Here is a 22,700-nt window from a genome sequence, read left to right as displayed (position 1 = left end):
CCATGAAGCTTCGCATTGCCACCTACAATATCCACAAGGGCGTCAGTGCATTTGGCCGCAAGGCCCGCATCCATGGCATCAAGGAAGCGATAGATTTGCTCGACGCCGACCTGGTATTTTTACAGGAAGTACAGGGTCAACATGACCTGCATGCAGAAAACCACACACTGTGGCCGCAAGAGAGCCAGCATGATTTCCTGGCCGGACAATCCCATCAGGCAGTGTATGGCATGAATGCAGTGTATGAACACGGTCACCACGGCAATGCCTTGCTGAGCCGCTATCCGATTGCTTCTTTCACCAATCATGACGTATCAGACCATGCCTATGAACAGCGTGGCATCCTGCATGCCATCGTGCAGATAGATAAAGTCCAGGTACATTGCTTCGTCATTCATCTGGGCTTGTTTGCAGGTAGCCGCCGTCGCCAGATACAGGCATTGATAAAAACCATCAAACAAGATTTACCTGCCGATGCACCGCTGGTGATTGCCGGTGACTTCAATGACTGGAGCCAGCGCCTGAGCCAGACCCTGTACCAGGAACTGGCTGTCATCGAAGCCTTTGATGTCGAGGCACAAGGACCAGCATCACGGTTTTCGCTCAAGGGCATGCGTAAAATATTGAACAAGGATACTAGTGGCCATGCCCGCACATTTCCTGCCGGCTTGCCCTGGTTATGCCTGGACCGTGTGTATTTGCGAGGCTTCAAGGTGGATGATGCGCGTGTCATGAAAGGCGCGCCCTGGACTACTTTGTCCGATCATGTACCGATCACCGTCAGCCTTGAATTACTGGACACAACAAAAAGCCCATGAGCAAACTGCATTTCATTGAAGGCAATGATGTAGAGCTTTTGCGCAGCGGCGCCCAGTTTTTTCCCGCCTTGATTGCATCCATCGACCAGGCACAGCATGAAGTGTATCTGGAGTCCTATATCTTTGCGGCTGACCAGACTGCGCAGTCTGTGCAGGCGGCACTGGTGCAGGCAGCAGCGCGTGGCGTGCAGGTCAGGGTGGTCATAGACTGGATAGGCAGTGACAGAAGTCATGCGATTGATTTGACAAGGCATTTTAATGAGCAGGGCGTAGCTTGTCGCTGCTTTAACCCATGGTTCAAGCGCGGTCTGGCACGTACCCATAGAAAAATCTGCGTGGTTGACAGACAAGTCGCCATCGTCGGTGGTTTGAATATCATTGACGACTGTATTGCTGACGATGGTTCTGGCCTGGCTTTACCTTTTCCACGCTGGGACTTTGCTGTTACCGTCACTGGCCCCCTCGTCGCTAACATCCATCTGGAAGTCGAATCACAATGGCGCAAACTGGGCAAACTAGGTTTGCGTACCCGCTTCGCGCTGATGAAACATTTGCATGCCGATGCCAAGACCGCCGGCAAGCAGGTCACTTCGGCGGCGCTGGTGGTACGCGACAACTTACGTAACCGCGCCACCATACAACGCGCTTACCTGCAGGCACTGGGCATGGCAAGGTCACGTGCTATCCTAGTGACGCCTTACTTTGCCCCTGGCAGAAAATTCCGCCGTGCCCTGGTTTCTGCTGCTACCCGTGGCGTCGATGTTGTGCTCCTGCTAGGCGTCGGTCAGTTTGCCTTGCAGGACGCAGTATCTCAATCTTTTTACCCCAAATTGCTGACAGCGGGCGTGCGCATCGTCGAATATGGCAAGACGCAACTGCACGCCAAAGTCGCCGTTATTGATGAAGACTGGGCGACGGTAGGCTCCAGTAATTTTGACGGCCTAAGCCTGTTCGTCAACCATGAAGCGAATATAGTCATCCGCGACAAAACCTTTGCCGCCAGCCTCGCGCATGAGCTGGAGCTGGGCATTGCCGATGGCACAGAAATCTTTGCCGAAGACGTGCACAAGAAAGCCTGGTACAAGCGCGCCTGGTATGGCGCTGCTTATCTGATTTACCGCGGCCTCATGCGCGTCGTCACCTTCGGGCATTACGGATGAAATTGCACGGCGTGGATTTCACTTCGGCACCATCGCGCCGCAAAGGCATCACGATTGCCAGCGGCCAGATGCAAGGCGATGTGCTGTACTGTACCTGGAGTCCCTGCAAACACTGAGTGACTTCACTGCTTTTGATAACTGGCTCATGCAGGACGGCCCCTGGCTGGCGGGTTTCGACTTGCCATTTTCGCTGCCGCGCGAACTGGTGGAACATTTGCACTGGCCAGCTAATTGGCCAGATTTGATGCGCCATCTGCAAACACAAACGCGCGCAGAACTACGCCTGCAATTCAAGGCATTTTGTGATGCCCGTGCCGTCGGTAATAAATTCGCCCACAGAGCAACCGACATCCCCGCTGGTTCTTCGCCTTCGATGAAATGGGTGAATCCCCCGGTAGCCTACATGCTGCACGCAGGTGCCCCGCGCTTGCTGGATGCCCGTGTCAGCATCCCCGGCATGTATGAAGGCGACCCACAACGCATCGCCCTCGAAGCTTATCCCGGCATGGTGGCACGCAGTATCACCAAAGCTTCGTATAAAAGCGATGACAAGAGCAAGCAAACACCAGAGCGCAGGCAGGCCCGCGAGCAAATCCTGCAGGCGCTGAAAGCTGGCTCTACACCATGGAAAATCAAACTTCATGCAGGTAATTTTGGCGATGCATTATTGAGCGACGGTAGCGCCGATTTGCTGGATGCCGTGCTATGCATGGTATTGGCCGCCTGGGCTTATGACAGACGCGGCCAGAATTTTGACTTGCCGGAATTTGATCCGCTTGAAGGCTGGATAGTGGGTTCTTGAAATTTTCGGTCTTATCTTGCCCCCCAGCTTTGGATAGCAGATTTTCATTACCAATTTTTGGCTCGTAGTGCTGTCCCGCTTTTAGCTCTGAATTTAATTGTCTGGCGCGCAGAATTCACTCCTGATCATATACAGGATGTTAAACTATGGGGTTTTCTATTTTGCACTAAGAACTTTTTTCTTAGGCATTTTCGTCAGGGATAATCAGGCCAGATCAGATGAGTTCAAGAGGGAAAGTTGCAAACAGGTAACATCAGGCAATCATCATTATTCATACCAGTTTTAGGATACCGTCTCATGCTGCTCACATCGCCCCTGCGCACTGCCATTGCCATGGCAGCAGATGTCGCCGCAGCGGCATTTCAGGTGTTGCCTAAAAGTGATTGGCCACCGACGCTTTATGAATTGCATGAAAGTGGCAGGCGCTGGGAAGAAAAACTGGATAGCAGTGCAGATGATTTCGAGCAAAGAAAACAGGTGTGGTTGCAAACCAATATGGCGGGCACTGTCGTCAAGCTGATGGCTGAGAGCCGCGCAACGTTCATGCCCGATTCTGCCTGCGCTCTTACCCTGTTGATCGAATTTTCCGTTGTGCCTGAGGTTTTGCATGGTCTGGTACTGGCCTTGCCATATTCACGCTCAGAACAAGGCCCGGGTCTGCTTGCCGGCATGGTGCAAGTGTATCGCTATCCCGAGGCAATCTTCCCCATGCTTGATGAAATACTGCCTGAGTTTACCGCTTTGTTGTCCAGTCGTTGTGCTACCCATTGGCGCAAACCTATGGAATATGATCGCAAGCTCAAGCCTTCGCAAGCCAGCTATGAGTCAGAGTCGCCAGTCATTGCGGCACGCTGCCCTTCATTTTTATCCTTGTCTGAACCTGGCTGGAATAGCAATGAAATAGGCTCACGCTACCTCGATGCACTGATTGCACGTTACCCGTTTGATGATGGCATTTGCTTTCAAAGAGCCTTGTATCAGCTAAAGCTAGATTTTTCCTTGCCCAGCCTGTTAAGGGTAGATTATCTGCTGGGCGAATTGCAAAACAGCCTGAGCATGACTGAAGATGAGTTCACAGCCCGCACTGCGAATATGAATTTTTTGTATTGTGTTGCATTTTATTGTAGCAAGGTCATCGCCAAAGCAGCCGGCTGCCATGTTGACTGGTACAGCATTGTGCAATTCGGGCAGCGTTTTCCTGAGAAAAAAAGCATCACTGCCAGCCCGGCCAGGTCTTTGGTTGCGGTCTTCAATGCAGCAGGTGGCGAGATGGGGATGCCTTTCTTCCCTTTACAGGCTATATTACGACGGCTGTTTGCTAAAGAAACCTCGCAACAACTGCGTTCTGCTTTCAAGCAATGGGGAAAGGCTGCCTTTACGCAGCGGGCTGCCAGCATCAATGATGAAATGCCCGCCGTACAGCAATTGATAGACAACTGGCCCATGCATCAGCGTGATTATCTGACGACCAAGAGAATTGACTGGTTCAAGGACAAGTATTTCAATCTGTGGTTTCAGACTTACTTCTCCCTTTATCGCGGAGGAAGGGTAGTCTGGGCTTGCATAGTACAGGCACATAATCAAGCCTATACAGATGAGAATGTAGATCGCTTCGCGCAAATCGTTTTTGATCCCCAGGGTTTGCTGACACCGCCTCAGCTTGAAGTTATCGCCAAAAAACTGAACTCCTACAAAGGATGCAGGCCGTTTGATGCGCGCCTGGGTTTCATGGCGGACTTCATGACAGACGAAATACCGATGACGCTAGGCGCAGAGCTGCCCTATAGAATATCGAGTGACGATGTGTGTACTTCCGCAATTTTGTTGATACGCAAGCATTTGCCGGTTAATCGCCTGATCTCCAATTATTTGCCGGTGTTGATACATGATGCATTTCCAGGTGTGGCCTTGTTCTTACCAAGCAAATTCTGGACACCTGCGATTGCCCGTCAATGTGCGGCCTATGGCTGGCCAGTCCACTAGTGGTACAAAACAATTTTAGTCGGAATTTATAATAAAGGCTTTTGAAATGATAGTCGGCATAGATCTGGGTACAACCAATAGCTTGATCGCTGTCTGGAAAGATGGTCAGGCGCAATTGATTGCCAACGCGCTGGGTCATGTGCTGACACCCTCCTGTGTCAGTATCAACGACAATGGCGAAGTGCTGGTAGGCTTGCCTGCACGTGACCGCTTGCTGACCAATCCTGACCGTTCTGCAGCTCTTTTCAAACGCTACATGGGTACGGAAAAGAGCATGCGGCTTGCGGGTAAAAACTACCGGCCAGAAGAGTTATCTGCGCTGGTGCTGAAGTCACTGGTTGCCGATGCCGAGGCTTTTCTTGGTGAAAAAGTGACTGAAGCCGTCATTACCGTACCAGCCTATTTTAACGACACCCAGCGCAAGGCCACCCGCATTGCCGGTGAATTGGCAGGCCTGAAGGTAGAACGTTTGTTGAACGAACCAACGGCTGCCGCACTGGCCTATGGTCTGCACTTAGCGCCTAAAGAATCACAATTCCTGGTGTTTGATCTTGGTGGCGGCACCTTTGATGTGTCCATTCTGGAATTGTTTGCAGGCATCATGGAAGTCCGTGCAACTGCAGGTGACAATTTCCTTGGTGGCGAAGATTTTACCGGGGTGCTGGTCAAGGGCTTCATTGAAAATACCGGCAAGACTGCCGGTATTATTGAGACCGATTTGAGCGCCGCCCAGCGTACCCATTTGCGCACAGAAGCAGAACGGGTCAAGCGCGCCCTGTCAGGTGGCGATCATGCCACCTTTTCTTACCGTCACAATGAATCTGAGCTGCTCTGGGAGGTCAGTCTCACTGCCTATGAGAAACTGTGCGCAGACTTGCTGCAACGCCTGAGCCAGCCTATAGAGCGCGCACTGCGTGATTCCAATATCAGGCCGAATGAGCTTGACCGCGTTGTAATGGTAGGCGGCTCTACCCGCATGACTATCGTCCATCGTCTGTTGACCCGTTTGTTTGGCCGCTTCCCCAGCCGTGATATCAATCCCGATGAGGCCATCGTCATCGGCGCTGCCGTCCAGGCTGGCCTGAAAGCCAGGGATGAGGCACTCAATGAAGTTGTCATGACGGATGTCTGCCCTTATTCGCTCGGTATCGCCGTATCAGAAGAGTACGGTGACGGCGAGTATCGCACGGGTTTGTTCAGTCCTTTGATTGAACGTAACACGGTGGTACCAGTCAGCCGCTCCAAGGAATTTCAACCCATCAGTGACAAGCAGGAACAGATCGATATCAGGGTCTACCAGGGTGAAAGTCGCGAAACCAAAGACAATATCGCGCTGGGAGCCTTCACTCTTCCCATGCCTTTTACGCCGAATACGGACCGCAGTGTAGACATTCGTTTCACCTATGACATCAATGGCTTGCTGGAAGTGGAAGCTACCATTAAAGCCACAGGGGCAAAGCAAAACCTGGTCATAGAACAAAATCCCGGCGCGATGTCGGCAGAGCAGCTTGAACGCAGCCTGGTGGCGATGCGTGCATTAAAAATACATCCGCGTGATCAACTTGAAAATCAGGCCATGCTGGAACGCCTGAAACGGCTGTATGAACAAAATCTTGGTAACCGCCGTGAATGGGTTGCTGCACGCCTCAGCCAGTATGAGCAAATACTGGCACGACAAAACCCAAGGGAAATCGCCAAGGCCAATGAGGCGTTCACGGAAGTGCTGACCCGATTTGAGGGCGCGCCCTTGTTATGAATCCCTTCGTCCACCTTGGTATTGCCGCCACAGATGACAAGCGGCAAATCAAACTCGCCTATGCCGCGCGTCTGAAGCAGGTCAACCCTGAAGATGATCCTGAAGGTTTCAAGGCCTTGCGGCAGGCCTATGAATTGGCGCTTTCCACAGCAAACGATACTGACAAGGCGCCGGGCCCCAATTTCACTGAAGAGCAGCCAGATCTGCCTGAGCTGGACATGGCAGCGATACTCCAGCCAGACACCAGGCCGGAGGAAGACCCATCCCTGCCCAGTACGACGGACCTGGATGCACAAATTTTATCCTGGGGTGGTCAAACTCAGCCCCAAACCCAAACGGTACCGCCAGGGCCGCGCCCTGTGCCTCAAGCTGTTGAACAAACTCAGCAAAAGACAGAGATACCTGGCGGTTTTCCTGGACATGTGCTGGATCAGCCTTTGGACTGGTCCGTCAATCTGGATTTAAATCTGGAATCTGACAATACCCTGGAACAGCAACTGAGACAAAAATGGAAACCGGGCCCACGTCCTCAAATTGCTTATTTCTCGAACAAGGCAAATCTTAAAAATATTGCGCAGTCAGATTCTGAAATGCCCGGGCAAGGCAGCAGCAATGCTGCCACTGGTAATCGCCCACCTGACGCAGCAACTGCGGCCCTGCAAGTTTGTAACATATTGCTGAGGACTGATGCCCGTCAGCAAGAAGCAAAGCTCAGGCAATTACTGGAGCAGCCAGCCTGGGGAAATCTGGATTTCAAGGTCAGGCTGGAACAGGCTTTTGTGCAGGTGATCAATGAATCCTTCGACGAGCGCTACCCATTGGTCAAATTTTTGACTGCGTATTATGACTGGAAAAACTTATTGCCCAAGCGCCGCCAGCATTCGGCAGCAGTCATCAACCTGGTCAGGCGTGCTAATGCGCGCGAGTGGCGTCGTGACATGGAGAGCCTGCCCTATGGCACACCGACAGCAGCCGCTTTTCAATTATTGATGGCTATTCCAAACGAAGAAAAGTTCAAGGTCTTTGCAGAAATTCATGAACAGCTCCTGGCTATGCACAAATTGTTACGGGAGTTAGGTTCAGACAAGAAAGATGCCTTGCAATATGAAGTTAATCGTGAGTCTGTCAGTTGGTGGCAGAACTATGTAGATATGCGTCTTACCTTGCAGCCGGACCAGAATTCAAAAAAGCCACCGCAAAAGAAAGTCGCAAAAAAAACGCCTCAAAAAGCAGAGGAAAAATGGACCCCGGCTCGGCTGCAGAAATATGTACTCAGGTCCATAGTTGGCATGTATTTACTGACCTGCATCATGACCGGGCTCTTTTCCGACACCTTGGACAAGCTGCTTGATTTTCTTGGTCTTTGAGACTGGTTTCAAGATATGAGCTGGGAAAGGAGATGGCTGTGCTTGAATAAATTTCTATTCCCTCTTTGTTAATGCCAAACTATATGAAGCCAGGCTGTAAGCAAGGCCTGCGATAAAGCCCAGCTTGGGGTCAAAAACAGCCAAAGCAAGCACACCACAGATACTCCCGGTTGCACGATACAAGGAATCCTCTCCGCGTATTTTTGCCTGCAGCGCGGATGCCATCGCTGCTACAGACAGTATGATAGCGCTGTAAAAACACCAGTCCAGAAAATGTCCTGGATTGATGTCAAAGACAGATGCTGCAAATGCTTCTTCGGCAAAATTTCCCTGTTTATATAAAAAGTTAAACAAACTGGAGAAATTAAAACTCAGGGGCGGCAGTGAATTCAAATAACTTGCCGGACAAATGATGAGCAGGGCTAAAATACCTTTGAATAGTGAAAATAAACCCCAGGCGCTGGGCTGCCTGCTTATCCATGCGAGACCGACGGGGTAGTTGTTACTATCTGCGGGCGAGAACAGGTTTTTCAGGCTCACAAACATGCCCAGGCTGGTGAGCAGCATGAATACCAGATATACGAAGTTTTGCGTTGAATGCCGAGCATCCTGAAACCAGGGCTGTGCATACAGCATGCCTAGTATCAGAGCAGCGATTGCGGCAACTATAAATCCTGCGTATTTGCTTTTTTGTGGCTTGCGCACCAGCCCCGCCCAGATATGCAGCAAAGGTGTGCACAATGCATAGGAACCCAACAGCAAGAACAGCATGAACAGGAACTGCATGGCAAATGCCCCAGACTCAGCCCCCGGCCATAAAGATTTGTCGCCACAGCCGCAAGCAACCAGGTAAGCGGTGCAAACAGGGGGGGCAGCACGAATGCCTGAAAGGGGATGCGCTGTGCGCTGCTATCGTAGTGATCAGTCGGCATCGCTTTTTAATAATTGCCACAAGAATTCACTATATGCATCCCCTTGTGGCAATTCATAGTCTGTCTTCAAGACTTTTCTTGTACTGACAACTTCTCTGTTTTCTTTTGGATTAAAGCCAATTTTTTCTTCTTCGACCATGTACAGGCCAGTGCCGCGTTTTTGCCATAGCGGCAGAGTGCTGAAATTGATATCCCTGCTTTGCAGTAAAGCTGCTTTGTCGGCCAATGACTTGCCTTCTATGTAGCTGGTGGTTTCATTTTGTGACTTTCCCTCTTTTCTGAGCTGCCAGTAGCAATGCGCGTTCAGGGCATTTCTGTTGGCATCTTCATTGCGCCAGCGAAAATAATCGACGACCAGATTTTGTGTTGGTAACTGGCAGATCCGGCAATCAAAGGCGGCGACCTGGCCCAGCATGAGACTGAATTTAGCAGATGCTTCGCCTGCCAGCAGGGAATTGTATTTTCTTAATTTGCGGCCAAAGGCATTGATATGCAGGTCAAACAATAAGGAAATCTCATCGCTCTGGTTATAGGCGTAAATGACCTTGAAGCCACAATTCATCAGATGCTTGCAGGTTTCCAACATCAGGTCACGAAACCTGATGTCAAACGGCGCTTCAAATGCACAGGTTTCTTTGGTCAGGCGGGTAAAGCCCCGGCCATCAATGCGGGCAATCATATACGTTCCGGTGGGGACGTAATCATCATGCGCAGTTTCATAGCCGCGCATGAGTTTTTCCAGTTCATCAAACTTCATTTTTTCCAATCAGTGGCAGTCAATTTGCCATCTATAAAATCGACGTAATACAAGCGATCAAAGCCCTCATCATAATCAGGGATTTCCAGTTTTCTATGGGTATCCAGTATTCCTACCTTGGGAACGAGGTCCTTGCCTTGTCGCTGGCTATTCCATGCCAGCGCTCTATCGAGATCAGTCTTGAAGTAATACGCAGTCACTGGCCATTGCCTGGCCTTGATCTGTTCCAGATAGCTAGCCCGAATTTCTTTTGTTGGATTGGTGTTATCGACGACAAAGGGCATGCTGGTGTCAAAACAAAAATCCAGCAGACGTTGCTGGCGGTTTTTAGTTTTCAGCAAATCATTGCTGATACGCAGGTGGCTGTTGAAGAAATGTTCTTTGTAAAAGGAGGATTTACCACTGGCCTGTAATCCTATGAATATGATGGCTTCCATTTGTGTGCATGCGAGTCTATTTGGCCTGCATTGTGACACAGGCCAGTGCTTCAGCCCACACGCGTGGCTGCCTTGATGCCATCAGTGATAAAGCGCAGCAGATAAGGTGCCGCCAGGTCAGCTTGCCGGGCCGGGCACAAGCCATCAGACAGGCGTTCTATGCGGGTATCAACAACATGGTGCAACAGGGCACCGAGAGCGAACTGATAACTCCAGTAAACACTCTCAGCATTGGCATGGGGCAGGGCATCGTGCAGGGCGGCGATGAATTCGCGTGCCATGGGGTCGTAGAATTCTCGCGTGATGCGGTCGCTAGCTTCGTGCTGGTCGATGACGCCACGCATGACCATGCGCGAAAAGTTTGCGCCTTCGGCTTTCTCATTGAGTTTTAATACTGGCAGCACAAAGGCTGCGATGATGGCTTCGAGCGTAGTGCCGGGCGCACTATGGGTGCGTGCATGGCGCAGGCCGTTCAGGCGTTCGGCGATATAGCCGCTGTGGTGTTCGTAGATGGCGTGATACAACTCATTCTTTGCGCCAAAATAATAACCGATCAGGGCGATGGGTACGCCAGCCTCGTGGGCAATGTCGCGTATCGATACACCTTCATAACTTTGGGCAGCAAAGCATTTCTCTGCGGCAATGAGAATTGCGCGCTTTTTTCCACTTAGTTCTTCAACAGAGCTCATGAGCTGATCCGACCAAATTGGCAAGCATGCGAATGTAAATAAATTAATACAAACTTTGCCGAATTGTACGGTCGTTCAGTTTATTGTCTATGCGCACTGCAACATAGCTCAACTAAATGACGCGCTGTGTTGTATGCACAAACATTGGGCAAAAATGCCTTGTATTTGCCTGACAGCTGCCATACATTGCATCAAAATAGAATGAACGTATTTTTTAGGGCCATACTGCTTGGTAATCGGCCCGGACATCCCATAAAGAAAAGCGACATCCTTCATGAGTGAAACCACCCGTATCGACAAATGGCTATGGGCAGCCAGATTCTTTAAAACCCGCAGCCTGGCAACCAATGCCATAGAGCTGGGCCGCGCCCTGCAAAACGAGCAGCGCGTCAAACCTGCGCATAATGTCAAAGTCGGTGACCTGATCGAGGTACAACAGGCCGAGCAGGTATGGCAAGTCAGAGTCTTGCGCATACTGGAAACCCGTGGCTCATCCACCATCGCCCAGACCATGTATGAAGAAACCGCAGAGAGCGCTGCAAAACGCGCCAAAGTGGCAGAAGACAGGAAGTATTTCCGTGAACCAACCGCAACCATGGCAAGCAGACCCACCAAGCGTGACAGGCGACAACTGGACCAGACCCATAATCAAGATTAGGTCGGGATTGGTTGGACGGGCTTGGATTAGGCAGAAAACAAAAAGTGTGATGGCAGGAGGCAAAACAATCAGGACTTACGCAAAATTGTCCCAGCAAGGCACAGTTTAGTACGGCGAGACGCTGCAACGCAGCTGGGGCGGTTTTGCTTAGGTCCTTATAATAGATACTCTCCTCTAAAGACGGAATCTGGTTTGACTTTTCATGCGCTGTGCATAATAGTACGAGCGTTCGATAAATTCATTTGTTTGCATCACTTTTTGCTTCACTTAATGGTCACAACGGGCAGACATGAATCTTTTCAACACAATCAATGTAATATGAATATGACATCAAAATTCATGCGCAAGGGGGAACTGACCCGCGCCGCCATTCTGGATGTAGCCCTGGACGCTGCCAGCCGTGATGGTATCGAGGGGCTGACCATAGGTTTGCTGGCCGACAAGATGAACATGAGCAAGTCTGGCGTGTTCGCCCATTTCGGTTCGCGTGAAGATTTACAGATCGAAGTGCTGAAGCTGTACCACCATCATTTCGAACAAGAGGTGTTTTATCCAAGCATGAAAGAAGAACGTGGCCTGCCGCGTTTGCAGTCCATGTTTGCCTTATGGGTCAAGCGCGTCACGGTAGAGATTGCATCTGGTTGTATCTATATCAGCGGTGCGGCCGAATACGATGACAGGGCAGGGCCTATCAGGGATGAACTGGTTGGTATGGTCCACGCGTGGCAGGGTGCCTTGCACCGCGCCGCAGCACAGGCGATACAACTGGGCCACTTGCGTGATGATGTCGAACCTGAACAGATTGTGTATGAAATGTATGGCCTGATATTAGCCCTGCACCATGATGCGCGTTTCTTGCGCAAGCCGGGCAGTGTAGGCCGTGCCGAGATCGGATTTGAACGAATGATCGAGTATTACGCGCCGGTGCAGGTCACAGCCTGATTAGTTACCGCCGCAAAAATTTAGTATCCACATTTACCGTTTTAACTTTGCCGTCAGGAGAAAATCATGGGTCAATATATCGCTCCATTGCGTGATATGCAGTTCGTGTTGCATGAGCTGTTGAATGTAGAAGAAGAATTGAAACAGCTGCCCAAGCACGCTGATGTTGATGGCGACATCATCAACCAGATTTTGGAAGAAGGCGGCAAGTTCACTGCCAATGTATTGTTCCCGTTGAACCACTCCGGTGACCGCGAAGGCTGTCACCACGACAAGACCAACCACACTGTCACGACACCAAAAGGCTTTAAAGAAGCCTACAAGCAATATGTGGAAGCTGGCTGGCCTGCATTGTCTTGCGACCCGGAATTCGGCGGCCAGGGCTTGCCACTGGTGGTCAACAATTCTTTCTATGAAATGTTGAATTCATCGAACCAGGCCTGGTCCATGTACCCAGGTTTGTCTCATGGTGCCTATGAATGTATCCATGAGCATGGCACACCAGAACAAAAATCCCTGTACCTGCCCAAACTGATCTCTGGCGACTGGACTGGCACCATGTGCCTGACTGAGCCACATTGCGGTACTGACCTGGGCATGCTGCGTTCCAAAGCAGAACCACAGGCTGACGGCAGCTACAAAATCACAGGCGCAAAGATTTTCATCTCTGCCGGTGAACATGATATGGCTGAAAACATCATCCATCTGGTACTGGCACGTCTGCCAGGTGCACCAGAAGGCTCGAAAGGTATTTCCCTCTTCATCGTTCCTAAATTCCTGTCGAATGCAGATGGCAGCATTGGTGACCGCAATCCTATTTTCTGCGGTGCGATCGAAGAAAAAATGGGCATCCACGGCAATTCCACTTGCCAGATGAACCTGGACGGTGCAACTGGCTGGCTCATCGGCGGCCCGAACAAAGGTTTGAATGCGATGTTCGTGTTCATGAATGCTGCACGTCTGGGCGTCGGCATGCAAGGCCTGGGCTTGACAGAAGTGGCTTATCAAAATGCCCTGGTCTACGCTAAAGACCGTATCCAGATGCGCAGCCTGTCTGGCCCTAAAGCACCGGACAAACCAGCTGACCCTATCATCGTTCATGCTGACGTACGCCGCATGCTGTTGACAGCAAAAGCCTATGCTGAAGGTGCACGTGCATTCTGTTCTTATGTTGCTCTGCAACTGGATAAAGAATTCAACCATCCTGACGAACAAGTGCGTAAGGATTGCGCTGACGAAGTCGCCTTGCTGACACCAGTCATTAAAGCCTTCATCACTGACAATGCATGGACAGCGACTTCTGAATGTCTGCAAGTCTACGGCGGCCATGGCTTTATCGCTGAATGGGGCATGGAGCAATATGTACGCGATGCCCGCATCAACATGATTTATGAAGGCACTAACACGATCCAGTCGCTGGATTTGCTGGGTCGTAAAATCCTCATGGACAATGGTGCAAAACTGCGCAAGTTCGGTGCCAAGGTACAGGCTTTTGTTGAAGCCAATGGCACCAACGAAGCACTGGCAGAATTCATCACACCGCTGGCTGAGCTGGGCGATAAAGTCACCAAGCTGACCATGGAAATCGGCATGAAAGCCTTCCAGAATCCGGATGAAGTCGGCGCTGCTGCCGTACCTTACCTTCGTGTAGTCGGTCATCTGGTGTACAGCTATTTCTTTGCACAAATGGCAAAAATCGCTCTTGAAAAACAAGATTCTGGCGACAAGTTCTATGTCTCCAAACTGGCAACAGCACGTTTCTATTTTGCCCGTCTGTACCCGGAAACAGCGATGCTGATCCGTCAGGCACGTTCTGGCTCTGCCAACCTGTTGTCACTCGAAGCTGACTTGTTCTAATCAAACATTCGCGCCATCCCATGTGGATGGGCTGGCGCGAAACTCTTGAGGTTAAAAATGACCAATTTCATCGTAAAAAAAGTCGCCGTTCTGGGCGCTGGCGTGATGGGTGCGCAAATCGCCGCCCACTGCATCAATGCAAAAGTGCCTGTAGTCCTGTTTGATCTGCCAGCCAAGGAAGGCCCTAAGAACGGCATCGTCCTGCGCGCTATCGAGAACCTGAAAAAGTTAAATCCTGCGCCACTGGGCAACAAGGATGACGCAGCCCTGATTGAAGTCGCCAACTACGAAGACAACCTCGACGTGCTGGCAGGTTGCGACCTGATCATTGAAGCCATTGCAGAACGCATGGACTGGAAGCATGACCTGTACAAGAAGGTTTCACCGCATATTGCACCAAATGCTATCTTCGCATCCAATACTTCCGGCCTGTCCATCACTGCCTTGTCTGACGGCTTTGATGCAGAACTGAAAGCCCGTTTCTGTGGCGTACATTTCTTCAACCCACCGCGCTATATGCACCTGGTGGAACTGATCCCTACTGTTGCTACCCGTCCAGAAATCATCGACCAGCTCGAAGGCTTCCTGACAACGACACTGGGTAAAGGCGTTGTCCGCGCCAAAGATACACCTAACTTCATCGCCAACCGTGTCGGTATCTTCGGCATGCTGGCAACGATTTATGAAGCAGAAAAATTTGGTCTGACTGTCGATGTCGTCGATGACCTGACAGGCAAAAAACTGGGTCGTGCTTCTTCCGGTACTTTCCGTACTGCTGACGTGGTTGGTCTCGATACCATGGGCCATGTCATCAAGACCATGCAAGACAATCTGTCTGATGATCCTTTCTTCGCTGTCTACAAAACACCTGAAGTGCTGGCCAAACTGGTCGCTGCAGGTGCTTTAGGACAAAAATCCGGTGCCGGTTTCTACAAAAAAGTTGGCAAGGATATCCAGCGTCTGGACTTCGCTACGGCACAATATGTGACTGGCGGCGCCAAGGCTGACGACGTTGTCGCCCGCATGCTGAAAGAAAAAGATCCGGTCAAGAAAATGAAGACCCTGCGTGAATCGACCAATGTACAGGCGCAGTTCCTGTGGGCGATTTTCCGTGATGCCTTCCATTACATCGCTGTGCATGGCGCAACGATAGCGGACAATGCACGCGACATCGACTTCGCGATGCGCTGGGGCTTTGGCTGGAATGTAGGCCCGTTCGAAACATGGCAGGCATCTGGCTGGCAAGAAGTGGCTGGCTGGGTCAAGGAAGATATCGATGCTGGCAAGGCACTGTGCAATGCACCGCTGCCAGCCTGGGTATTTGATGGTCAGGTTGCAGAAAATGCGGGCGTCCACACAGCCGAAGGCTCCTGGTCACCAGCAAGTGGCAAATTCGTGCCACGTTCCACACTGGCTGTGTATGACCGTCAAGCCTTCCGTGCGCCAGTACTGGGCTCAGGCGTGGCAACTGGCGCAACTGCCGGCACGACTTTCTTTGAGGATGAATCCGTCCGTATCTGGCATCAGAATGACGACGTACTGGTCCTGTCACTGAAAACCAAGATGCACGTGATTGGCCCGGGCGTTATCGAAGGTATGGAAAAAGCCATCGCCGAAGCTGAGAAAAATTTCAAGGGTCTGGTCATCTGGAGCGCAGACGCGGCTGACGGCGGTGCCTTCTCTGCCGGTGCTGACTTGCAAGCCATGCTGCCTTTGTTCATGTCCGGTGGTGTGAAAGCAATCGAGCCAGCGATCTCCCGCCTGCAAAATGCGCATCAGGCTTTGAAATACGCGAATATCCCTGTGGTTGCTGCCGTATCTGGCCTGGCACTCGGTGGTGGTTGCGAATTGATGATGCACACAGCCAAACGCGTGGCATCCATAGAGTCTTATATTGGTCTGGTTGAAGTGGGCGTAGGTCTGGTTCCTGGCGGTGGTGGTTTGAAAGAAGCAGCGGTACGTGCAGCGGCGGATGCCAAAGGCACGGATTTGCTGCAATTCCTGAAAAACTACTTCACCAATGCAGCCACAGCCGCCGTTTCCAAATCGGCGCTGGAAGCACAGAAGATGGGCTATTTGTCTGCAGATGATGTCATCGTCTTCAACCCTTACGAATTGCTGCACGTTGCCAAGGTAGAAGCTCGCGCCATGTTTGATGCTGGTTACCGCGCACCTATGCGCAAACTGGTACCAGTTACTGGTCGTCATGGCATCGCCACGATAGCTGCACAACTGATCAATATGCGTGATGGCGGCTTCATCTCTGCACATGATTTCAAACTGGGCAAAATGATTGCTGAAGTGGTTTGCGGTGGCGACATCGATAATGGCAGCCTGGTCAGCGAACAATGGTTGCTCGACATGGAGCGCAAGGCGTTTATGGAATTGCTGAATCATCCAAAAACACAAGAGCGCATTATGGGCATGATGCAAACTGGCAAGCCAGTCCGTAACTAAATAGAAAAGCTTACAGACCAAAAACCTTTGGACACAGAGACACGGAGACACAGAGATGGCACAGAGATCACCCTGTTGTTTTGAATTTCTCCGTTTTTCCTCTGTGTCTCTGTGTCTCTGTGGTGAGAGGTTTTTGAAGAGTAAGCCTGAGCTGACCTTAACGAATTGAGGTAATCAAAAATGACTAAACAACTCCAAGACGCCTACATCGTCTCTGCTACCCGTACCCCGATCGGTAAATCTGGTCGTGGCATGTTCCGTAACACCCGCCCTGATGACTTGCTGGTGCGCGTACTGCAATCTGCTTTTGCACAGGTACCCAATCTTGATCCCAAGCTGGCTGAAGACGCAATCATCGGTTGCTCTTTCCCTGAGGGCCCGCAAGGCCTGAACCTGGCACGCATGGGTATCTTGCTGGCAGGTTTGCCTAACACTATCGGTGGCGTCACCATCAACCGTTATTGCGCATCCGGTATTACTGCCGTTGCCATGGCAGCAGACCGCATCCGCGTCGGCCAGGCTGATGTGATGATCGCCGGTGGTGTCGAATCCATGTCCATGGTCCCTATGATGGGTAATAATCCATCCATGAACATGGATATCCTGAAAGACGAAAACGTAGGCATGGCCTACGGCATGGGTCTGACAGCAGAAAAAGTGGCCCAGCAATGGAAAGTATCCCGTGAAGCGCAAGATGCATTTGCCCTGCAATCGCACCAACGTGCTATCGCTGCGCAAAACGCTGGCTACTTTGATGCTGAGACAACTTCTGTCGACATCATCGACCGCGTGCCTAACCTGGCAACTGGCGAAATCGAACTGAAAACCCGCACCGTCAGCCGTGATGAAGGCGCACGTCCAGATACTTCCATCGAAGGCTTGGCAAAACTGAAACCTGTATTCGCCGCCAAAGGCAGCGTCACTGCAGGTAACAGCTCGCAAACTTCCGACGGCGCTGGTGCCCTGATCCTGGTCAGCGAAAAAATTCTGAAAGAATTCAACCTGACACCACTGGCACGTTTCGCCTCATTTGCAGTACGCGGCGTGCCACCAGAAATCATGGGTATCGGTCCTAAAGAAGCCATCCCGGCAGCATGCCGTGCCGCTGGCATCACACAAGACCAGATCGACTGGTTTGAATTGAATGAAGCCTTTGCTGCACAATCCCTGGCCGTGGTACAAGACCTGGGTCTGGACCCATCCAAGGTCAACCCTATGGGCGGCGCGATTGCCCTGGGCCACCCACTGGGTGCAACTGGCGCGATCCGTTCTGCAACGACTATCCATGCCCTGCATCGCAACAACCTCAAATACGGCATGGTCACCATGTGCGTAGGTACAGGTATGGGCGCAGCAGGTATTTTTGAACGCATGTAAGCTGCTTGCCTGAACAAAAAAAACCGCGCAGACTGTATTTTCTGCGCGGTTTTTTTTAATGAGCTGAGTTTGAAGGAGTCATGATGGAGACGGTACAAATTATCACTGCTGACGGCACGGCGCTGACAGCAAAAAAATTCACACCCGCAAGCACAATAAAATCAGTCGTCGTCATGCCAGCGGCCATGGGCGTGAAGCAAAATTTCTACGAACCCTTTGCCGAATTTTTGGCAGAGAATGGTATTGCCGTACTGAGTTTTGATTACCGCGGCATGGGTGAATCGATACCCGAGCAATACCGAAATTCATTACGCGGCTTCGATGCCGACATCCTGGTCTGGGCAGAGCGTGACTACAATGCCGCCCTGAAAACTGCCAAGGAATGGCAACCGGATGTACCCCTGCTCATCGTCGGCCACTCGCTCGGCGGACAACTGCCTGGCCTGGTACCTGACAACCATCTCATTGACGGCATGCTGACCGTAGGTTGCGGCAGCGGCTACTGGCGCGATAACTCACCTCAACTGAAACGCTTTGTCTGGCTCATGTGGTATTTCCTCGTGCCTTTATATACCCGCATCTGGGGTTACTTCCCTGGTAAAAAAATGCGCAAGGTCGGTGACCTGCCCAAAGGTGTGATTTATCAATGGTCACGCTGGTGTCGTAGCCCAGAATATTTCGTGGAGAAAGATGGCAGCCCCATGCAAACCGGCCACCATAAAATCCACAAGCCCATACTCTGCATGAGCTTTACCGACGATGAAATGATGAGCCGCCGCAGCATAGACAGCATGCATGATTACTACAGCAATGCTAAGGTTGAACGCCGTTATATCAATCCTAAAGACGTCGATGCAAGACGCATAGGACATTTTGGCTTTTTCCGCCCACAGTTCCGCAATACACTTTGGCAGCAAGCCTTACAATGGCTGACTACTGCACCACAATCCACCTGATCAATACCTGACATTAAGAGACAACAATAATGGATATCCTGACCCACAAAGAAAATGGTATTTTGACGATCAACTTCAATCGTCCAGAAAAGAAAAACGCCATCACCCAGGCCATGTATCAGGCCATGGCAGATGCACTGCGCGATGCAGAAACAGATGTGACAGTACGCGCCATCCTCATCACCGGCAAGCCAGAAATTTTTACCGCCGGTAATGATCTTGAAGACTTCATGAAAAATGCCCGCAGCCTGGCCGAGCCAGGCGCTGTACCACCCGTCTATCAATTCATGCAAGCCCTGAATGAGTCTGGCAAACCTGTGATTGCCGCCGTCTCCGGTGCCGCAGTCGGCATAGGCACCACGCTGCTCATGCATTGCGACATGATTTACCTGGCAGAAAATGCCAAACTCTCCATGCCCTTCACCCAGCTTGGCCTCTGCCCCGAATTTGCCTCCAGCATGATATTCCAGCAAATCGTCGGCTACCAACGCGCCGCAGAAAAACTCATGCTGGGTGAAGCCTTCACCGCCGCTGAAGCATTTGAAATCGGCTTCGTCAATAAAGTCTTGCCACTGGAAGCTCTGCTGCCTTACGCCCAGCAACAGGCTGCGAAACTGGTGGCCCTGCCAGCTGCATCCATACGCGCCACCAAGCGCCTGATGAAAGGCAACCAACCTGCAGCCATCAGTGCCAAGATGACAGAAGAAAACAAGTACTTCTCAGCCATGCTGAATGCACCAGAAGCGAAAGAGGCATTCACGGCCTTCTTTCAAAAGCGGAAACCTGATTTCAGCCAGTTTAATTAAGCTTGCCGTTGAGCGCCGGGCGAACTAATTCTTGTTTTAGAACCGGGATTGACTGAAACCTGAGTTGAGATGACGTAGCGACGAAGGTCGGCTAGTAAGCCGACCTGGCTCAAGTTTTGCCTCAAAAAATTGTTATATAAGTGCGATAGCGCACAGACCTTGCGAGATTGACCATCTAATATTATAAGATGCGTCAATATGTATTGACGTAAATCCCCAAAACGGCAGCACTTGTCGCAGGCCTTCAATTGACAGGCATGGGAAACCTATGAGGTCTTCCATGATGCACGATTTTTTAATCGCCAACCGGGCCGAACTTGAGCGACGATGCCGCGAAAAAGTTGCAAGCCGCCCGAACAGAACACCACCAAACACGCAGCAAATGGAACAAGGTGTCCCCATGTTCCTCAACCAGCTGATACGAACCCTGCAAGCCGAAAGCAAAGGGGAGGCAGCGATAGCCATGGCTGTGTCTGGCCCTGCCTCTGGCGATCCTGATCGTCATGCCGAAATTGGTGTATCTGCGGCAATTCATGGCGTAGATCTCTTGACGCTTGGTTATACGATTAATGAAGTTGTCCATAATTATGGCGATGTCTGCCAGGCGGTATCTGATCTCTCTATGGATCTTGGACAGAAATTTGAAATCAGCGAATTCCGTACACTCAATCGTTGTCTGGATAATGGCATTGCTGATGCGGTGACTTCATTCAGTGAGCATCGCGACCTGGTCATCGCTGATGAACAAGCGTTGCAGACAAATGAACGCCTCGGTTTCTTCGCACATGAGTTGCGTAATCATCTGAACACGGCAATGCTCGCGCTGGCTGCTATCAAGACTGGTCATGTTGGTCTGATGGGTTCTACCGGAGGCGTTCTGGACCGCAGCCTGGTTGGGCTTCGCAGGCTGATTGACCGCTCACTTGCAGAGGTCCGTATCGGACCTGGCATGACTTTGCACCGCGCTGTTTTTGGTCTTGCCAATTTTATCGGTGAGGTGAAGTATTCGGCTTCGCTGGAAGCCGAAATGTTGCATTGCAGATTTCACGTTGAGCAAGCTTCTTCAATACTGATGGTGGATGTTGACAAGGACTTGCTGTTTTCGGCGCTTGGCAATTTGTTGCAGAATGCTTTTAAATTCAGTGGCAAAGATGGGCTTGTCACGCTCAGTGTTGATGCAACTGCTGAACGCATACAGATCAAGGTTCAGGACAGCGGCCCTGGTATGAGCGAAGAGGCTGCGCGCGAAATTTTCCTGCCATTCACCCAAAGTGGCGCGAACAAGAGCGGGCTGGGTTTAGGGCTATCCATTGCCAGACGTAGTGTAGAAGCAAACGGAGGCTTGCTCACAGTCGAGAGTGCGCCAGGTCATGGTTGCCTGTTCATCATAGATTTGCCGCGCCGTTCAATTCAGTCTGGTGAATATATATCTTAAAGTCGGTTTTTTTATATGAGGGAATGGCAAGCCCGCTATAAAGCAATATCGAGCCAATATTGAGCCAATAGTGAGCCAATACAAAGCCAGGTTAGTTGCTCATGTCCTTCTTGAGAGCATCCATTTTATCGTTAGAAAAGTAGGTTCTATGGAATATCGTATTCTTATCCTTACCAATAATTCTGGCGATGCAAAGATATTGGAGGATGCACTCAGGCACTCAAGAGATGGTCCTTTTCTTACAGAATGCCTGAGCAGGCTTGATGCGGGCTTGTTACGACTGCAAAAAGCTGACATCGATTTGATTTTGGTGGACTTGTCACTGGCTGATAGCCAGGGAATCAATACTTTTAAAGATTTATTTTCAGCTTTCCCCACTATACCAATCATGACCCTGAGTGCACAGGAAGAAGAAGCCGCTGCCATTGAAGCTGTGCAACTTGGCGCGCAAGGATATTTGTCAAAGGGTTATTTTGTCAACAGCCTGGTTCCTCAATCATTACAAAATATTATTCTCCGCAAGAATGTAGAAAAACAGCTTTACCAGGAACAGGCACGGGCTGAAATCGTATTGAATTCAATCGGTGACGCGATCATATGCACAGATATCAATGGGCAAATTGATTTTCTCAATGGCGCCGCGGAAGAGCTCACCGGATGGGATAAGGCAGATGCACATGGACACCAGATAGAAAAAATTTTTAAAACAATTAATGGCAAAACCCGGCAAGTAGAAATCAATACTGTGGAACTTGTTTTGAAGAAAAATGAAATTGTAGATCTGCCTGCAAATACTCTACTGATACGGAAAGACGGCAGTGAAGTCCACATCGAAGATTCTGCTTCACCTATTCATGACTATGATGGCAAACTTGCTGGCGCGGTCATTGTGTTCCATGATGTCAGTGTCGCCCAGGCTGTGACTGTCAAAATGACCCACCTGGCGCAACATGATGCCCTCACTAATTTACCTAATCGCACTCTGCTCAGTGACCGTATAGCGCAGGCAATTCATCTGGCCAAGAGAAACGATACACGACTTGCTGTATTGTTTCTGGATCTCGATAATTTCAAGCATATCAACGATTCAATGGGACATGCCAGCGGTGACGTATTATTGCAATCTGTGGCCCGGCGTCTCGGTGATTGTGTCCGTAGTTCTGACACTGTTAGCAGGTATGGTGGTGATGAGTTCGTCATTCTTTTAGTCGGGGGCAAGTATGCAGAAGATGCCGCGCTGATTGCAGAAAAAATACGGACAGCATTACTTCTCCCAATTCAGCATGAGCAAAAGAATTTATATGCACAGGCAAGCATCGGTATCAGCCTTTATCCGGGAGACGGCGAGGATGCAGAAACCTTGATAAAAAACGCGGACACTGCTATGTACCGTGCGAAAACTGCAGGCAGGAATAATTACGAATTTTTCCGCAATGATATGAAGCTAGATTCAAACTAGAAAGTTATTAGCGTTTTATCAAAAGGAACCCGCGGCATGGTTCACCAGAGAT

The 22,700-nt window shown here is 50.6% G+C and carries 19 protein-coding genes; 15 read left to right on the top strand and 4 right to left on the bottom strand.

Going from position 1 to position 22,700, the window contains the following annotated elements; genetic code table 11:
- Nucleotides 1–2 precede the first annotated feature (2 nt).
- The 6 genes from ACO0LI_RS01720 (at nt 3) to ACO0LI_RS01695 (ending at nt 7,886) form a co-directional block, all read left to right on the top strand.
- Nucleotides 3–818: an endonuclease/exonuclease/phosphatase family protein gene (locus ACO0LI_RS01720; protein WP_423030351.1), complete on the top strand. Its 816-nt coding sequence runs from the start codon at nt 3–5 to the stop codon at nt 816–818.
- A complete protein-coding gene (locus tag ACO0LI_RS01715) occupies nt 815–1,978 on the top strand; it encodes a phospholipase D-like domain-containing protein (protein WP_423030350.1) in 1,164 nt (387 codons plus the stop codon). The genes ACO0LI_RS01720 and ACO0LI_RS01715 overlap by 4 nt, the downstream gene beginning before the upstream one ends.
- A gap of 145 nt (nt 1,979–2,123) precedes the next feature.
- The gene (locus ACO0LI_RS01710) at nt 2,124–2,780 is read left to right on the top strand and encodes a DUF429 domain-containing protein (protein WP_423030348.1); all 657 of its coding nucleotides are present in this window, start codon (nt 2,124–2,126) and stop codon (nt 2,778–2,780) included.
- Nucleotides 2,781–3,077: 297 nt separating this feature from the next.
- On the top strand, nt 3,078–4,763 hold the full coding sequence (locus ACO0LI_RS01705) for a hypothetical protein (RefSeq protein WP_423030346.1): 1,686 nt from the start codon (nt 3,078–3,080) through the stop codon (nt 4,761–4,763).
- Between the two features lie 46 nt (nt 4,764–4,809).
- A complete protein-coding gene (locus tag ACO0LI_RS01700; RefSeq protein WP_422949644.1) occupies nt 4,810–6,519 on the top strand; it encodes an Hsp70 family protein in 1,710 nt (569 codons plus the stop codon).
- A complete protein-coding gene (locus ACO0LI_RS01695) occupies nt 6,516–7,886 on the top strand; it encodes a hypothetical protein (protein WP_423030344.1) in 1,371 nt (456 codons plus the stop codon). Before ACO0LI_RS01700 ends, ACO0LI_RS01695 begins: the two co-directional genes overlap by 4 nt.
- Nucleotides 7,887–7,940: 54 nt before the next feature.
- Here ACO0LI_RS01695 and ACO0LI_RS01690 read toward each other — a convergent pair whose 3' ends face one another.
- The 4 genes from ACO0LI_RS01690 to ACO0LI_RS01675 all read right to left on the bottom strand — a co-directional run bounded on the left by ACO0LI_RS01690 (nt 7,941) and on the right by ACO0LI_RS01675 (nt 10,701).
- The gene (locus tag ACO0LI_RS01690; RefSeq protein WP_423030342.1) at nt 7,941–8,672 is read right to left on the bottom strand and encodes a hypothetical protein; all 732 of its coding nucleotides are present in this window, start codon (nt 8,670–8,672) and stop codon (nt 7,941–7,943) included.
- Between the two features lie 135 nt (nt 8,673–8,807).
- Nucleotides 8,808–9,575 (bottom strand): tRNA(His) guanylyltransferase Thg1 family protein, encoded by a 768-nt coding sequence (locus ACO0LI_RS01685; protein ID WP_423030340.1) that lies wholly within the window; start codon nt 9,573–9,575, stop codon nt 8,808–8,810.
- The gene (locus tag ACO0LI_RS01680; protein ID WP_423030338.1) at nt 9,572–10,012 is read right to left on the bottom strand and encodes an AAA family ATPase; all 441 of its coding nucleotides are present in this window, start codon (nt 10,010–10,012) and stop codon (nt 9,572–9,574) included. Before ACO0LI_RS01680 ends, ACO0LI_RS01685 begins: the two co-directional genes overlap by 4 nt.
- 50 nt (nt 10,013–10,062) lie before the next feature.
- Nucleotides 10,063–10,701, bottom strand: coding sequence for a TetR/AcrR family transcriptional regulator (locus ACO0LI_RS01675; protein ID WP_423030336.1), 639 nt, complete (start codon nt 10,699–10,701; stop codon nt 10,063–10,065).
- Nucleotides 10,702–10,975: 274 nt separating this feature from the next.
- Between ACO0LI_RS01675 and ACO0LI_RS01670 the strand changes: the two genes are divergently transcribed.
- The 9 genes from ACO0LI_RS01670 to ACO0LI_RS01630 all read left to right on the top strand — a co-directional run bounded on the left by ACO0LI_RS01670 (nt 10,976) and on the right by ACO0LI_RS01630 (nt 22,648).
- Nucleotides 10,976–11,359 (top strand): RNA-binding S4 domain-containing protein, encoded by a 384-nt coding sequence (locus tag ACO0LI_RS01670; protein WP_423030334.1) that lies wholly within the window; start codon nt 10,976–10,978, stop codon nt 11,357–11,359.
- Nucleotides 11,360–11,698: 339 nt separating this feature from the next.
- Nucleotides 11,699–12,301 carry a TetR/AcrR family transcriptional regulator gene (locus ACO0LI_RS01665; RefSeq protein ID WP_110255560.1) on the top strand — a complete coding sequence of 201 codons (603 nt, stop codon included), beginning with the start codon at nt 11,699–11,701 and terminating at the stop codon, nt 12,299–12,301.
- Between the two features lie 66 nt (nt 12,302–12,367).
- On the top strand, nt 12,368–14,158 hold the full coding sequence (locus ACO0LI_RS01660) for an acyl-CoA dehydrogenase C-terminal domain-containing protein (protein WP_423030332.1): 1,791 nt from the start codon (nt 12,368–12,370) through the stop codon (nt 14,156–14,158).
- Nucleotides 14,159–14,215: 57 nt separating this feature from the next.
- Entirely contained in the window at nt 14,216–16,615 is a 2,400-nt protein-coding gene (locus ACO0LI_RS01655; RefSeq protein ID WP_423030330.1) for a 3-hydroxyacyl-CoA dehydrogenase/enoyl-CoA hydratase family protein, read from the top strand.
- 180 nt (nt 16,616–16,795) lie between these two features.
- Entirely contained in the window at nt 16,796–17,992 is a 1,197-nt protein-coding gene (locus tag ACO0LI_RS01650) for an acetyl-CoA C-acyltransferase (protein ID WP_422979244.1), read from the top strand.
- Nucleotides 17,993–18,075: 83 nt separating this feature from the next.
- Nucleotides 18,076–18,948, top strand: a complete 873-nt coding sequence (locus ACO0LI_RS01645; RefSeq protein ID WP_422949635.1) for an alpha/beta fold hydrolase — start codon at nt 18,076–18,078, stop codon at nt 18,946–18,948.
- Between the two features lie 29 nt (nt 18,949–18,977).
- Nucleotides 18,978–19,754 carry an enoyl-CoA hydratase gene (locus ACO0LI_RS01640; RefSeq protein WP_423030328.1) on the top strand — a complete coding sequence of 259 codons (777 nt, stop codon included), beginning with the start codon at nt 18,978–18,980 and terminating at the stop codon, nt 19,752–19,754.
- A 283-nt stretch (nt 19,755–20,037) separates the two neighbouring features.
- Nucleotides 20,038–21,189, top strand: coding sequence for a sensor histidine kinase (locus ACO0LI_RS01635; protein ID WP_423030326.1), 1,152 nt, complete (start codon nt 20,038–20,040; stop codon nt 21,187–21,189).
- 70 nt (nt 21,190–21,259) lie between these two features.
- Nucleotides 21,260–22,648: a diguanylate cyclase domain-containing protein gene (locus ACO0LI_RS01630; RefSeq protein WP_422949632.1), complete on the top strand. Its 1,389-nt coding sequence runs from the start codon at nt 21,260–21,262 to the stop codon at nt 22,646–22,648.
- Nucleotides 22,649–22,700: the final 52 nt, after the last annotated feature.

Origin of the sequence: Undibacterium sp. Tian12W (assembly GCF_049339405.1) — a bacterium.
Classification (GTDB): Bacteria; Pseudomonadota; Gammaproteobacteria; order Burkholderiales; family Burkholderiaceae_D; genus Undibacterium.
The sequence above is the reverse complement of the archived record's forward strand: the minus strand, read 5'-3'. Positions and strand labels throughout refer to the sequence as shown.

Bases quoted from the DNA above. Each gene is read 5' to 3' on its own strand.
- ACO0LI_RS01690 (WP_423030342.1), bottom strand. From the start codon at position 8,672: ATGCAGTTCCTGTTCATGCTGTTCTTGCTGTTGGGTTCCTATGCATTG.
- ACO0LI_RS01710 (WP_423030348.1), top strand. From the start codon at position 2,124: ATGCAGGACGGCCCCTGGCTGGCGGGTTTCGACTTGCCATTTTCGCTG.
- ACO0LI_RS01715 (WP_423030350.1), top strand. From the start codon at position 815: ATGAGCAAACTGCATTTCATTGAAGGCAATGATGTAGAGCTTTTGCGC.
- ACO0LI_RS01650 (WP_422979244.1), top strand. From the start codon at position 16,796: ATGACTAAACAACTCCAAGACGCCTACATCGTCTCTGCTACCCGTACC.
- ACO0LI_RS01660 (WP_423030332.1), top strand. From the start codon at position 12,368: ATGGGTCAATATATCGCTCCATTGCGTGATATGCAGTTCGTGTTGCAT.
- ACO0LI_RS01680 (WP_423030338.1), bottom strand. From the start codon at position 10,012: ATGGAAGCCATCATATTCATAGGATTACAGGCCAGTGGTAAATCCTCC.
- ACO0LI_RS01640 (WP_423030328.1), top strand. From the start codon at position 18,978: ATGGATATCCTGACCCACAAAGAAAATGGTATTTTGACGATCAACTTC.
- ACO0LI_RS01665 (WP_110255560.1), top strand. From the start codon at position 11,699: ATGCGCAAGGGGGAACTGACCCGCGCCGCCATTCTGGATGTAGCCCTG.
- ACO0LI_RS01705 (WP_423030346.1), top strand. From the start codon at position 3,078: ATGCTGCTCACATCGCCCCTGCGCACTGCCATTGCCATGGCAGCAGAT.
- ACO0LI_RS01635 (WP_423030326.1), top strand. From the start codon at position 20,038: ATGCACGATTTTTTAATCGCCAACCGGGCCGAACTTGAGCGACGATGC.
- ACO0LI_RS01655 (WP_423030330.1), top strand. From the start codon at position 14,216: ATGACCAATTTCATCGTAAAAAAAGTCGCCGTTCTGGGCGCTGGCGTG.
- ACO0LI_RS01645 (WP_422949635.1), top strand. From the start codon at position 18,076: ATGGAGACGGTACAAATTATCACTGCTGACGGCACGGCGCTGACAGCA.
- ACO0LI_RS01720 (WP_423030351.1), top strand. From the start codon at position 3: ATGAAGCTTCGCATTGCCACCTACAATATCCACAAGGGCGTCAGTGCA.
- ACO0LI_RS01700 (WP_422949644.1), top strand. From the start codon at position 4,810: ATGATAGTCGGCATAGATCTGGGTACAACCAATAGCTTGATCGCTGTC.
- ACO0LI_RS01685 (WP_423030340.1), bottom strand. From the start codon at position 9,575: ATGAAGTTTGATGAACTGGAAAAACTCATGCGCGGCTATGAAACTGCG.
- ACO0LI_RS01675 (WP_423030336.1), bottom strand. From the start codon at position 10,701: ATGAGCTCTGTTGAAGAACTAAGTGGAAAAAAGCGCGCAATTCTCATT.
- ACO0LI_RS01695 (WP_423030344.1), top strand. From the start codon at position 6,516: ATGAATCCCTTCGTCCACCTTGGTATTGCCGCCACAGATGACAAGCGG.
- ACO0LI_RS01670 (WP_423030334.1), top strand. From the start codon at position 10,976: ATGAGTGAAACCACCCGTATCGACAAATGGCTATGGGCAGCCAGATTC.